General features: G+C 69.8%; 13 protein-coding genes. 4 read left to right on the top strand and 9 right to left on the bottom strand.

The features are described from left to right. Positions 1 to 540 (bottom strand): hypothetical protein (locus OL599_RS19870; RefSeq protein WP_264715661.1); only part of this gene is annotated, 540 nt, incomplete at its 3' end. A gap of 177 nt (positions 541 to 717) precedes the next feature. On the opposite strand from OL599_RS19870, the gene OL599_RS19865 reads away from it, so the two are divergent. From OL599_RS19865 to OL599_RS19850, 4 genes are all read left to right on the top strand, one after another. Beyond that, entirely contained in the window at positions 718 to 2,121 is a 1,404-nt protein-coding gene (locus OL599_RS19865; protein WP_264715659.1) for a trypsin-like peptidase domain-containing protein, read from the top strand. 123 nt (positions 2,122 to 2,244) lie between these two features. After that, a complete protein-coding gene (locus tag OL599_RS19860; protein WP_264715658.1) occupies positions 2,245 to 2,856 on the top strand; it encodes a TadE/TadG family type IV pilus assembly protein in 612 nt (203 codons plus the stop codon). A gap of 65 nt (positions 2,857 to 2,921) precedes the next feature. After that, entirely contained in the window at positions 2,922 to 3,389 is a 468-nt protein-coding gene (locus OL599_RS19855; protein ID WP_264715657.1) for a TadE/TadG family type IV pilus assembly protein, read from the top strand. A 13-nt stretch (positions 3,390 to 3,402) separates the two neighbouring features. After that, positions 3,403 to 4,551 carry a pilus assembly protein TadG-related protein gene (locus OL599_RS19850; RefSeq protein WP_264715656.1) on the top strand — a complete coding sequence of 383 codons (1,149 nt, stop codon included), beginning with the start codon at positions 3,403 to 3,405 and terminating at the stop codon, positions 4,549 to 4,551. A 12-nt stretch (positions 4,552 to 4,563) separates the two neighbouring features. Here the strand turns inward: OL599_RS19850 and OL599_RS19845 are convergent, their stop codons facing one another. The 8 genes from OL599_RS19845 to OL599_RS19810 all read right to left on the bottom strand — a co-directional run bounded on the left by OL599_RS19845 (position 4,564) and on the right by OL599_RS19810 (position 12,299). Further along, entirely contained in the window at positions 4,564 to 5,394 is an 831-nt protein-coding gene (locus OL599_RS19845) for a nitroreductase family protein (protein WP_264715654.1), read from the bottom strand. Positions 5,395 to 5,437: 43 nt separating this feature from the next. Then, positions 5,438 to 7,075, bottom strand: a complete 1,638-nt coding sequence (locus OL599_RS19840) for a hypothetical protein (RefSeq protein ID WP_264715653.1) — start codon at positions 7,073 to 7,075, stop codon at positions 5,438 to 5,440. A gap of 184 nt (positions 7,076 to 7,259) precedes the next feature. After that, positions 7,260 to 7,901, bottom strand: coding sequence for a DUF1345 domain-containing protein (locus OL599_RS19835; RefSeq protein WP_408886965.1), 642 nt, complete (start codon positions 7,899 to 7,901; stop codon positions 7,260 to 7,262). Between the two features lie 35 nt (positions 7,902 to 7,936). Further along, the gene (locus OL599_RS19830; protein WP_264715651.1) at positions 7,937 to 9,064 is read right to left on the bottom strand and encodes a M20/M25/M40 family metallo-hydrolase; all 1,128 of its coding nucleotides are present in this window, start codon (positions 9,062 to 9,064) and stop codon (positions 7,937 to 7,939) included. A 3-nt stretch (positions 9,065 to 9,067) separates the two neighbouring features. After that, positions 9,068 to 9,784 carry an ABC transporter ATP-binding protein gene (locus OL599_RS19825; protein WP_264715650.1) on the bottom strand — a complete coding sequence of 239 codons (717 nt, stop codon included), beginning with the start codon at positions 9,782 to 9,784 and terminating at the stop codon, positions 9,068 to 9,070. Next, entirely contained in the window at positions 9,777 to 10,511 is a 735-nt protein-coding gene (locus OL599_RS19820; RefSeq protein WP_264715649.1) for an ABC transporter ATP-binding protein, read from the bottom strand. Before OL599_RS19820 ends, OL599_RS19825 begins: the two co-directional genes overlap by 8 nt. Beyond that, a complete protein-coding gene (locus tag OL599_RS19815; protein ID WP_264715648.1) occupies positions 10,504 to 11,436 on the bottom strand; it encodes a branched-chain amino acid ABC transporter permease in 933 nt (310 codons plus the stop codon). The genes OL599_RS19820 and OL599_RS19815 overlap by 8 nt, the downstream gene beginning before the upstream one ends. Beyond that, positions 11,433 to 12,299, bottom strand: a complete 867-nt coding sequence (locus tag OL599_RS19810) for a branched-chain amino acid ABC transporter permease (protein WP_264715647.1) — start codon at positions 12,297 to 12,299, stop codon at positions 11,433 to 11,435. Before OL599_RS19810 ends, OL599_RS19815 begins: the two co-directional genes overlap by 4 nt.

The raw sequence follows: 12,299 nt of genomic DNA, 5'->3' as shown, positions 1-12,299 counted from the left end.
GCCCGGCCGGTTGCTGGCGCGGGCGGTGCGGCACGTCCGGTGGCTGGTGAGGGTGGGTTCGCGCGTCCGGTCGAAGGCGAGGGCGGGTTCACGCGTCCGGTTGCCGGTGAGGGCGGGTTTGCCCGGCCGGTTGCCGGTGAGGGCGGGTTTGCCCGGCCGGTTGCTGGTGAGGGCGGGTTCGCACGTCCGGTTGCCGGCGAGGGCGGGTTCGCACGTCCGGTTGCCGGTGAGGGCGGGTTCGCGCGTCCGGTTGCTGGTGAGGGCGGGTTCGCACGTCCGGTTGCTGGTGAGGGCGGGTTTGCCCGTCCGGTTGCTGGCGAGGGCGGTGCGGCACGTCCGGTGGCTGGTGAGGGTGGGTTCGCGCGTCCGGTTGCTGGCGAGGGCGGGTTCGCGCGTCCGGTTGCCGGCGAGGGCGGGTTTGCCCGGCCGGTTTCCGGCCAGGCGGGTGCCGTCGTCTACAGCGCGACCACCGGCAAGCCCTGCCCGTAGGCGCGTTTCGCAATATGCCTGCCTTGTCGTAACAGGCCGCGGCGCCATCATGGGCGCCGCGGCTTCTTCTTGTACGGCGGGAATGCGTGGGCCAGGGCTTGTGAAAGGGCCCGGCACGAATATCTACAGCCTCTGCCTTCCGGCGGGGCCGCGGCGCGGGGCGTGATGCTCGTGCCACTGGCGTCCCCCGCGGCACCGTTTCGTCGATGCTTCTGCGAGATCCGCCCGATGCGTCGTCCGAGGTTCCTGACATTCCTGTCCGCAGTCGCCATCGTCGTCATGGCGCTCGCCGCCATGCTGCCCGACGCGGCCGCTTCGCGCGACGTGGGCGGGTATTCCGACCTGGCCGCGACCCTCCTGCCGCCGGTGGTGAACATCGCGACGGTGAAGGTCGTCCAGATGCCCAAGCAGGCGCCCGCCGTGCAGGCGGGCCTGACCGACACGCGGCGCGTGCGCAGCCTCGGCTCTGGGGTGATCATCGACCCGTCCGGCATCATCGTCACCAACCGGCATGTGATCGAAGGCGCGGTGCGGATCAGCGTGACGCTGCAGGACAACACCCAGTACCGCGCCAGAGTGCTCTCCCGTGGCGGGCTCACCGATCTCGCCGTGCTCAAGGTCGAGGCCGACTTTCCGCTGCCGACCGCGACGTTCGGCAACAGCGACCAGGTGCGCATCGGCGATTCCGTGCTGGCGATCGGCAATCCGCTGGGCCTGGGCGGCTCCGTCAGCTCGGGGATCGTCAGCGCGCTGAACCGCGACATCCGCTCGTCCATGTTCGACGACTTCATCCAGACCGATGCCGCGATCAACCCCGGCAACTCCGGCGGGCCGCTGTTCAACAACCGGGGTGAGGTGATCGGCATCAACACCGCGATCTACACGCAGGGCGACGCCAGCGGCTCGATCGGCCTGGGCTTCGCCATGCCGTCCAACGACGTGAAATGGGTGGTCGACCGCCTGTTGCAGTTCGGCGAGGTGCGGGCCGGCTCGATCGGCGTGCGCATGCAGCAAGTCACCCCGGAGCTCGCCGATGCGCTGGAGCTGCGCGCCGCCCGCGGCGGCCTGGTGGCCGGGCTGGACAAGGACGGACCGGCCAGCAAGGCCCGGATCGCCGAGGGCGACGTGATCCTGGCATATAACGGAGTCGCCGTGCAGGACATCCGCCAGCTCGCGCGCAACATCGGCATGACGGAAGCGGGAACGACAGTGCCGGTCCTGATCTGGCGCAACGGCCGCAGCATCAGCGTCTCCGTCACCGCCGGGCAGCTGCCTGGCGGGCCCATGGAGGAGGCGATGCAGGCGGCGGTCGGCGACGGGAAGCCGGTTGCGTTCGAGCTGGGGCTGCGATTGGCCACCGTGAACGACCAGGCGCGCGACACCTACAAGCTGGCGCCCGACCAGGCCGGGGTGGTGGTTCTGGACGTGGCGCCGGCCGGGGCGGCCGCCGATGCCGGGCTGAACCCTGGCGATGTCATCACCAGGATCGCGCAGACGCCAGTGACAGTGCCGGCGGAGGTGGAACGGCTGGTGGACGACGCCCGCGCCCAGCGCCGGCGCTACGCCTTGTTCCTGGTGCAGGGCCCGGACGGGGCGCGCTGGGTGCCGGTGCCGCTGGCCGACCAGCCCTGACCGCCGCGCGCCCGGAGCGGCAGGCCGGCTTCTTCGGGAAAAATTAACTCGTTTCAAACGAACACCGATCTAGCGTCCATCTCCCGCCGTTGCCGTCCTGGGGGCGGAAGGAACTGGTTCGCAATGCTCATCACGGCGATTCCGCCGCGGAGCCGCACCGGCTCGTTTGGCGGCTTCCTGATGGATTGGTGCGCCCGGCGCCGGGCGGATCTCGGGCCGGTGACCGCGCGCACGGCCGTGGCGCGAGTGCTGCCACGCGGCCGACGCGGCGCCACGGCCGTCGAGTTCGCGCTGGTCTTTCCCATCTTCATGCTGTTCACCGGCATGATCATGGAGAACGGCATCCTGCTATTCCAGCAGGCGATGCTCGACAACGCCACGGCCGATGCGGCCCGGTTGATCCGCACCGGCCAGATCCAGCTCGCGGGTGGGGCGGCGACCCCGTTCACCACCCAGCTGTGCAACGATGTCGGCCTGCTCATTCCGTGCGCGAACATCCAATACAACGTGCGCGCCGCCGCCACTTTCGCCGGCCTGAGCAACACGGTGACGACCGACGGCAACGGCAAACTCACCAACACCCAGTTCACGCCGGGCACGCCGGGCCAGGACGTGCTGGTCCAGGTGGCATGGAACCGGCCCTACATCATTCCCTGGGTCGGCAATATCGTGAGCTCCAGCGGCTCGTCGCTGATGATCTCGACAATCGCCTTCCGGAACGAGCTGTACCAGTGATGCCGCCCATGCGCCGCCGGCATGCGCGACCCCGATGCCCCCTGGCCGCCGCAAGGCGCGGCACCGTGGCCATGGAACTCGCGCTGATCTTCCCGTGCATGATGGTCATGTTCTTCGGCTGCTTCGAAGTCACGCAGCTGGTGCGCGCCTATATGGGGCTGGGCGTCAGCACACAGTCCATCGCCGACCTGCTCTCACGCAACAGCCCGAACACCGCCGCGCAGATCACCGATGCCTGCAACGGCGGCAAGCTGGTGATGGCGCCGTTCAACGGCAGCAACCTCAAGGCGGCCATGGCCGTCGTCGCCAACACCGCCGGGAAGCTCTCGGTCACCCAGCAGGACACGTCGTGCGGCAGTGCGGCGGCCATCACCAATGCCACGACCATCGCCAGCGCGCTGGCGCCCAATGCCGGCGACAGCGTCGTGATCGTGCAGGCGACCTATTCCTACAGTGCCGCGACATCGTTCCTGCTGCCGGGCAGCTACACGCTGTCCTACGTGTCGTACTCCCGTCCGCGGCCCGGGCCATAAGGACACAGGGGGCATGGCGATGAACAATCTTCTGCAACGTTTTCCCGCCTCCGGCGTTCTTCCCGCGCTGCTGCATGGCGCCGGCGCGGTCCGCAGCCGGCGGAGGCTGCGCCGCCGCGGCGCCGTGGCGGCGGCGTTCAGCGTGCTGACCGTGCCGCTGGTGCTGATGATCGGTGGGGCCGTCGACTATTCGCGCTCCGTACATTTCCGCGGGGAACTGCAAGGCGTGGTCGACAGCGCGGCACTTGCCGGCGCCACCGTCTATGGCGGCGGCACCAGCAGCGACCCCACCACGACCGCGACCAATTACGTCACCGCCGGCCTTTCCAGGCTGCCCGCGAATGGCGGCGTCACGCCGAGCGTCTCCGCGAGCGCTGTCACGGCGGGCTACCAGGTGGTCGTCAGCGCCACGGCGACGATGAACACCACGTTCCTGGGCATCCTGAAGCCCACGATCCCGGTATCGGTCTCGGCCACCGCGCTCAATCCGTTTCCGTACGGGCATTTCGAGCCGGGTTTTGGTACTGCCGGCGCCTTCAAATCCAGCGCCGCGGATACCAACTCGCTCTATTGGTACAATGTGCCGGCGAACAACAGCGTGCCGCCCGACACGGCGCTGACCTTGCTGTGGTCGAGCAACAGCGGCATCTCCCCGAAGTCGCCGCCGCCGATTCCGCTCACGCCGGACCAGAAGATCGGGTTCGCATTGCGCAACACCACGGGCAACTATGGCAAGGACAGCAAAGGCAACTATCTGACGAACCAGTACGGGAGCACGTACAAGCACACACAGACGTTCTATTCGCACCTCAGTCCGCCGACCAACTCGACCTACGGCTACAACAGCACCAACAACCCAAAGAACGTGAACAGCGTCAACGGTGCAAGCGGCAAGAACTGCACGCTGCAGGTGGTGGTCGTGAATGCCGACGGAACAGCGCCATCGCCCGCCCAAGCGTGCGTGGGAGCCCAGACGATGCCGGCACCAACCTGCACACAGCTCGCGGGGAAGAAGCTCGTGTTCTACTGGAACGATATGGGCGGCCCGACCGACGACAAGGACTACAACGACGCCGTCTTCACCTATTACTGCGGCGGCAGCACCAATGGCTCCGGCGGTACGGGGAGCACGGGGCTGCTCAGCGTGGTCCTTACGAAATAGCGCCGCTCCTCGTCAGTCCAGCCGAAAGCCCTTCGCCCGCACGAAGCGGCCCCAGCCGGTGCGCTCCGGCTGCGCGTATTGCCGCGCCTTGTCCTCGGACCACGAATACGGCGTGCCGGCGCCGAACAGGTCGTCGCGGCGGCGGCTGGCGAACGGCTTTCCGGCGTTCCGCCGCGCGTCGTATTCGGCGATGTCGGCGTCGAGCCCGGCATCCCCATGCGTGTCCACATGCACGGTGGCGGCAAGCGGCAGGCGGGGGCTGATCGTGCCGGGATGCGCCGGCCAGCCGATGCACAGGCCGGCGACGGGGAAGACATAAGCGGGCAGCGACAGCAGGCCGGCCACCGTGTCGGCGTGGTTGCGGATGGCGCTGATCGGGCAGGTGCCCAGGCCGGCGGCCTCCGCCGCGGTCACGAAGGTCGCCAGCACAATCGCCGCGTCGACGGCGGCGTTGAAGAAGGCGTCCAGATGGTCGTTCGCGAAAGGATGGCCGCGCAGCTCATGCAGACGGCGCTGGCGGCGGTTGTTGCCGCAGAATACGGCGAAGGCGGGGGCGTTCCCGACCCAGGGATTGTCCGCCAGCAGCGCCGCCAATGCCGCGCGGCGGCCGGGGTCCTCGACGATCACGATGTCGGCCTGCTGCAGGTCGCTCTTGGTGGGCGCCGAAAGGGCGACAGCGGCCAGCGTGCGGACCAGTTCGGGGGCGACCGGGCGCGGGGCGAAGGCGCGGATGCTGCGGTGGCCCGCAATTCCCGCCAGCGTCGCCTGCCCGGCAAGCTCCGCCGGGACGTCCGGGGCGATGCCGAAGCGGGCGCGGAGCAGATCGGCCAGATCGTCGGTCACGTCCGGTCCTCCTGTGAATGCCGCGCCACGATGGCGACGGCGGTCAGGGCGGCTCCATGGCGGCGGCGGACAGATGTTGCAGGGTGGCTCGGCGCAGCGGCGGCACCGACGTGCAGCTATTGCCGTCGCGCTTCAGCACCCGCAACCCGTCGAAGGCGGCGATCTGGCGGTAATGCGACCAGGCCTGCGCGAACGCGTTGTCGGAGGCCACCAGCACGCCGACATAGTTGATCCCCTCGCGGGTATCGACCACGGCGAGGTCGGGGCAGCCGGCGACGAAATCGCGGGCGATCCAGCGGCGGATCGGCCACTCCTTGGGCGCGGTCCCATCCTGGCGCGCGCGCCACAGCTCGCCCTTCAGCGCCCACATCGAATCGAACCGGCTGGCCCAGGCCACGCCGGTGTTGTTCACCACCGGGAAGCCCAGCGCGATCCATTCGGAGAAGGCGATGTAGGTGCGCGCCTTCTCCTTGCGCACGAGCCGCTCCAGCTTGACCTCGGTAGAGGTCTCGGGCTCGACCGCGGCTTCGACCCAGGGCTTCATCCGGTCGTAGTCCGAAATCGCGAAGGCCACCAGCGAGGCCAGCACCAGCGGCACCGGAACCAGGTCGCGCGCCCGCGCCCAGGTCAGGCCGGACAGGGCCGCGAAGGGGCGGCGCGGCAGCACCGCCGCGGACCACAGCAGCAGCGCCAGGATGGTGGTCGTGGTGGCCGGCAGACGGTGGTAGAACCAGTTCTTGCCCTGCATCACGAACACCACGGTGGTGCCGATGGCGAACGCGGTGAGCGCCAGCAGCAGATGGCGCAGGAACGGCGAGCGGCGGGCCAGCGTGGTGCTGCTCGACCAGCACAGCAGCACGATCACGACCTGCCCGAACAGCAGCCGCGAGCTTTCCGCCAGGATCTGCCAATAGGGCGTGTCGGTGCCGCCATACAGCGCCAGCGCTAGCGGCACCGCCTTCTCCATGAAGGCCGGGCAGAACAGCAGCACGCCGAGGCCATAGGCGCCCATGGCCCCAGCGGCGGCGATGGTGGCGGCGCGCACGGGGCGGCGGCCGCGCAGGGCGGCGATCAGCTCCATCAGCACGAAGGCGAGGACATAAGTGGGTTTCAGCGCACAGCCGAGCCCGGCCACAAGGCCGGCGAGGGCGGCGTTCAGGCGCGGCTCGCGCTCGCCGTCGAGCTCGCGGGCGAACAGGCAGAGATAGGGCAGGGCGGCGGCGACCAGCAGGTGCTCGCGCTGGCCGAACTCCACGCCGGGCATTCCCAGCAAGGCGATGCCGATCACCGCGAACACCGGCACGCGGCGGGCGAACAGCGGCGAGCGCCCTTGCAGCAGGCAGGCGCTCCACCACGCCGAGCCCAGCACCAGGGCGGCGAAGAACGGCGCCGCGATCAGCTTCGGCGCAGCCCCGAGCCAGTTGGCGAGGCCCGCGGGCAGGGCGTAGATCCACACGATCAGCGGCGGGTTGACCTCGATCAGATCCTCATACAGCCGCTGCCCGGCCAGCCATTTGCGGGCCACGTAGAGCAGCCAGGCCACGTCGTCTTTCAGCGGCGAGCGGATGGCGACGGTGAGGACGAGGCACAAAGTGATGAGCAATGCCGTCATGGCGGCGATGCTGGCGGCTTCGTCACGCAGAAAGGGCACGACGCGTGTCGCGCGGGCGCGGAGGGTCATCCGGTCAGATCACGGGGGGCATGAGGGAGGAGAACCAGGTATCGGTTCGTGCGCGGAGTCGAACGGGAAGGGCGGCGGTTTGGACCATGGCCTCTGACGTGATCACGCGCATGTGCGTGTTACGACAGCGTGAGGGCCACGCCAAGATGGCAAGAGGTTACAATCTGTCACGGCTGGACGGCTGCTACAGCAGGCTTGCGCCGATATTGACCGATAGCGCCAGGATGACGGTGTTGAACACGAACCCCAGCAGCCCGTGGGCGGCGGCCAGCCGGCGCAGCTTGCGCGAGTGGATGGTCACGTCGGAAACCTGAAAGGTCATGCCCAGGACCAGCGCGAAATAGAAGAAATCCCAATAGTCCGGGGCATCGCCGCCGGGGAATTCCAGCCCGCGCGCAACCCCGGCGCCGCCCGGCAGGGTTTCGTAGTATTCGTGGGCGTAGCGCAGCGCGAACAGCGTATGGGTCATCAGCCACGACACCAGCAGCGTGACGGCCACCAGCGCGACATGCAGGCCGCGCTGCTCGGGGGAGACATCCTTCGAGACGGTGAACTCGCCGACAATGGCGGCGAAGCTGACGATGGCGGCACCGACCGTCATCCAGAATATAGTCCATTCTCCCTCCTCTTCGCGGGCGGCGTGCCGGGCGATCTGGTGGACCGGCTCGCTCGTGAACATCCGCGCCGCCAGGGCCAGGAAGACCACGCAGCCGATATCCCAGGCGAGGATGCCGCGCGTCAGCGGCAGGATTGCGGCAGGCAGCAGGGCGCCGGCGACGAGGCCGCACAGCACCCCGGTGAAAAGCCGCCGCCGTGCGCTCACCATTCGCCAGAGGACGCGCATGCGCCGCAGGCCCATGGTCAGGCGAGCGTCGCCAGCAGCCCCGCCATCAGCCGGCCGCGCCGGGCCAGGCTGTCGACCAGGATGTGCTCTTCCAGCGTATGGCCGCCGCCGCCCTGCACGCCCAGCCCGTCCAGCGTGGCGATGCCCATGGCGCCGGTGAAGTTGCCGTCCGATCCGCCGCCGGCGCTCTGCGGCGGGATGGCGAAGCCGAGCGATTGCGCGATGCGGCTGGCGTGCTCGTACAGCGCCGCGCCGCTGGCATCGGGCTCCCACACCGGGCGGGTGACGCCGCGGGTGACCGCGAACTGCACGTCGTTGCCGCTGGGGCGCAGGGCCAGCATGGCGGCGACGCCGCGGTCCAGATCCTCCTGCCGCTTGGCCATGCTCAGCGCTTCGCCGGTGCAGGTGGTGGTCACGCAGTTCACCCACTGGCCGCCATGGATCACGCCGACGCTGAAGGTGCAGTCGTCGGTGGTCATCTCCTCGATCGCCAGGATCTGGCGGGCCATCTCGCGGATGGCGCTACGGCCGTCGGCGAGCCTCGCACCGGCATGGCTGGGCCGCCCGGTGGCCTCCAGGTTGAAGCGGGCGATGGCATAGCGGCCGGTGACGACGCCGCCGTCGGGGCGGGCCGGCTCGGGCACCAGCACGTATTTGTGGCGGCCGGCCTCGGCCTCGATCAGGTCGCGGGTGCTCGGGCTGCCGACCTCCTCGTCGCTGGTGAACAGCACGGTGACCGGCAGGTTGGTGGCCACACCGGCGCGGGCCACCTGGCGGAGCGCTTCCAGGGACAGGTAGTTGCCGCCCTTCATGTCGTAGATGCCCGGGCCGTAGCAGCGCGCGCCGTCGCGGCGCCAGGGCAGGCGGGGCAGCGTGCCGATCGGGTGCACCGTGTCCAGATGGCCCATGACGAGGATGCCAGGCTCCCGCGACGGGTGCGGGAAGCTGGCGCGGATGCAGTCGCCGAAGCCCATGCGCCCGGCGATGCGCTCGATGCGCGCGCCCATCAAAGCGAGGTCGCGGGCGGCGATGTCCATCATGCGGCCGACCGCCGCGGCGTCGAAGGTGGGGCTTTCGCATTCCACCCAGGGGCGCAGTCCCTGCAGCATGGCGTCGGCATCGAAGGGCAGGGCGTTCGGGTCCATCGGCTAGATTCCCAGATAGGCGGCCTTGAGCCGCGGATCGTCGGCAAGATCGGCAGCCGCCCCCGACAACGCAACGCGCCCATGCTCGATGACATAGGCGCGCCCGGCGACGGCCAGCGACTGCACCACGTTCTGCTCCACCAGCAGGATCGACAAGCCCTCCGCGTGCAGGCTCGTGATCAGGGCGAACAACTCCTCGGTGAGCAGCGGCGACAGGCCGAGCGAAGGCTCGTCGAGGATCAGCAGGCGCGGTTGCGCCATCAGGCCGCGGCCGATGGCGAGCATCTGCTGCTCGCCGCCGCTCATCGAGCCGGCTGACTGGGAAAGGCGCTCACGCAGGCGGGGGAAGATGGCGAGCACGCGCTCCAGGCTGCGGGTGCGCTCGGGCCGGCCGCGCAGCCAGGCGCCGAGCAGCAGGTTGTCGCGCACCGACAGGTTGGGGAAGATCTTGCGGCCTTCGGGCACCTGGATCAGGCCGGCCGCGACGATGGCGTCGTGGCCGGCGCGGGTGATGTCCTGGCCGTCGAAGCGGATGCTGCCGGCGCGGGCGCGGGTCACGCCGGAGAGGGTGCGGTTGAGCGTCGTCTTGCCCACGCCGTTGGCGCCGAGCACGGCAACGATCTCGCCGGCGGCGACGTCGAGGTCGATGCCGTGCAGCACCTGGAACGGGCCGTAGCCGGCAGTCAGCGCGCGTACCGCAAGCAAGGGGGCCTCAAGCATGGCGGGCCATCCGCGCGGCGGCGCCGTGGCCGAGATAGGCCTCGATCACCGCGGGGTTGCCGGCGATGTCGCGTGGCGTGCCGCTGGCGATCAGCGCCCCCTCGGCCAGCACGTAGACCTGTTCGGCCAGCGCGGCGACCGCCTGCATGATGTGCTCGATCAGCAGGATGGTGACGCCGCCCGCGCGCACGTCACGGATCAGGGCGACGATCTCGTTGATTTCCGACGGATTGAGGCCGGCCATCACCTCGTCCAGCAGCAGCAGCTTCGGATTGGTGGCGAGCGCGCGGGCCACTTCCAGGCGCTTGCGGCCGGCGACGGTGAGGGCGGCGGCCGGGCGGTCGAGGAAGGCGCCGAGGCCCAGGCGCGTGCCGATCGCGCGTGCCCGGGCGGTGGCCTCGGCGGCGTCGGCGGTGCGCAGGAAGGCGCCGACGCGAATGTTCTCGGCGACCGAGAGACCGGCGAAGGGCTGGGTGACCTGGAAGGTGCGCACCATGCCGCGCGCGGCGATGCGGTCCGGGCGCAGGCGGGTGACGTCCGCGCCGTCCAGGCGGACGCTGCCGGAGTCCGGGCGGATGAAGCCCGCGATCATCGCGAAGGTGGTGGTCTTGCCGGCGCCGTTCGGGCCGATCAGCCCGGTGATCGAGCCCGCGCGGACATCGAGGTCCACCGCCTTCACCGCCTGCAGGCCGCCGAAGCGTTTCGACAGGGCGCGGACCTCAAGCACGGCCGAGGCGCCCTTTCAGCCCGGCGATCCCGCCGGGCAGGGCGGCGATGATCGCCAGCAGCACCACGCCGTACAGCATCGGCGCGAAGCCGGGCGTGTCGATCCAGGTGCGGGAGACGTCGGCGATCAGATGCAGGGCGATCGCGCCGAGGATCGGGCCCCAGACCGTGCCGGCGCCGCCGATCATCACCACCAGTAGCATCTCCACGCTGCGTTCCACGCCGAAGGCGATGGAGGGGTCGATATACAGATAGGTCTGGGTGTAGACGACGCCGCCGAGCGCGGTCAGCGCGCCGGACAGCGCCAGCGCCGCGGTCTTGGTGCGCACCAGGCCGACTCCGAGCGCCTGGGCTGCGTCCTCGTTCTCGCGCACGGCCACCAGCCGGGCGCCGAAGCGGCTGCGCTTCAGCCAGGCCGCGATGGCCGTGGCCCCCGCCAGCAGGACGAGGACGACGGCGTAGGAGGCGCGCCGGTCGGCGAACTGGAAGTTGGCGGCGCCGAGTTGCAGCTTCACGTTGATGCCCAGGCCGCCATGGGTCAGGTCCGAACTGTTGGAGAGCACCCGGAACACCTCGGCGAAGGCCAGCGTGACCAGGGCGAAATAGCTGCCGCGCAGGCCGGCGCGGAACGACAGGAAGCCGATGCCGGCGCCGACCAGGCCGCCGAGCACGAAGGCGGCGGGCAGGCCGAGCCAGGGATTGATGCCCCAGCGCGTCTGCAGGATGGCCACGGTGTAGGCGCCGACACCGAAGAAGACGGCATGGCCGAAGCTGGTCAGCCCGCCGAAGCCGCCGGAAATGTTCCAGCCCTGGCCGATGAACGCCGAGAACGCCGTGAGCATGGCGATGTTGACCAGGTACTGCGACGATGACGCGAACGGCGCCAGCGCAACCACGGCGACGAGAAGGGCAAGAACTGGCTTCATCGCACCGATCCGAACAGGCCGGTGGGCTTCAGCAGCAGCACCGCGATGAACACGAGGCTGATGCCGATGGGCCCGAGCGATTCGCCCAAAAGCAGGCCGCCCAGGCTTTCGGTGACGCCGATCAGCAGGCCGCCCACCACCGCGCCGGGAAAGCTGCCCATGCCGCCGAGCACGACGATGGTGAAGGCCACCAGCACGAACACGTTGCCGACGCTGGGCGAGACATAGAAGGTCGGCAGCAGCAGGCAGGCGGCCGCCCCCAGGCAGGCGATGCCGATGCCATAGGCGAGTGCGAAGATGCGGTCGGGGCGGATGCCCATCAGCCGCGCGCCGTCGGGCTCGCGCGCCACCGCGCGAATGGCCCGGCCGGTGTCGGTGCGCGCCATGAACGCCCACAGCGCGCCGGCCAGCAGCAGGGATACGACGAACGAGATCACCTTCGGCACCGACACCAGCAGCGGCCCCACTTCCCAGACCCGGAAGGTGAGGTCGGTTTCGAGCTGGCGGGTGTCGCCGGTGAAGATCACCAGAGCGAGGTTGTCGAGCACCACGGCGACGCCGAGGGTCGCGAGCAGGATCGCCCGGTCCTCGCCGTGGGACACGCGGCCGATGACGAAGCGATAGAGCGCCCAGCCGACGCCGAACATGAAGGCGGCGACCAGCGGCAGCGCCAGGTAGGGATCGATCCCGCCCTGGGCCGCCAGCAGCCAGGCCGCGAACATGGCCACCATCAGCAGGCTGCCATGCGCGAAGTTGACGATGTGCAGCACGCCGTAGATCAGCGTCAGCCCGAGCGCCACCAGCGCATACACGCCGCCCGTCAGCAGCCCGTTGACCAGGGCCGCCGCGATGATCTCAGCCAA

It is taken from the genome of Limobrevibacterium gyesilva (assembly GCF_025989185.1).
GTDB classification, from domain to species: domain Bacteria; phylum Pseudomonadota; class Alphaproteobacteria; order Acetobacterales; family Acetobacteraceae; genus Limobrevibacterium; species Limobrevibacterium gyesilva.
Note: the sequence above shows the minus strand (reverse complement) of the source record. Positions and strands in the feature narration are given on the sequence as shown.

What these genes read in the sequence shown, in the direction of transcription:
- OL599_RS19865 (WP_264715659.1), top strand. Translation starts at nt 718, where the DNA reads ATGCGTCGTCCGAGGTTCCTGACATTCCTGTCCGCAGTCGCCATCGTC.
- OL599_RS19860 (WP_264715658.1), top strand. Translation starts at nt 2,245, where the DNA reads ATGCTCATCACGGCGATTCCGCCGCGGAGCCGCACCGGCTCGTTTGGC.
- OL599_RS19850 (WP_264715656.1), top strand. Translation starts at nt 3,403, where the DNA reads ATGGCGATGAACAATCTTCTGCAACGTTTTCCCGCCTCCGGCGTTCTT.
- OL599_RS19840 (WP_264715653.1), bottom strand. Translation starts at nt 7,075, where the DNA reads ATGACCCTCCGCGCCCGCGCGACACGCGTCGTGCCCTTTCTGCGTGAC.
- OL599_RS19835 (WP_408886965.1), bottom strand. Translation starts at nt 7,901, where the DNA reads ATGGTGAGCGCACGGCGGCGGCTTTTCACCGGGGTGCTGTGCGGCCTC.
- OL599_RS19830 (WP_264715651.1), bottom strand. Translation starts at nt 9,064, where the DNA reads ATGGACCCGAACGCCCTGCCCTTCGATGCCGACGCCATGCTGCAGGGA.
- OL599_RS19825 (WP_264715650.1), bottom strand. Translation starts at nt 9,784, where the DNA reads ATGCTTGAGGCCCCCTTGCTTGCGGTACGCGCGCTGACTGCCGGCTAC.
- OL599_RS19815 (WP_264715648.1), bottom strand. Translation starts at nt 11,436, where the DNA reads ATGAAGCCAGTTCTTGCCCTTCTCGTCGCCGTGGTTGCGCTGGCGCCG.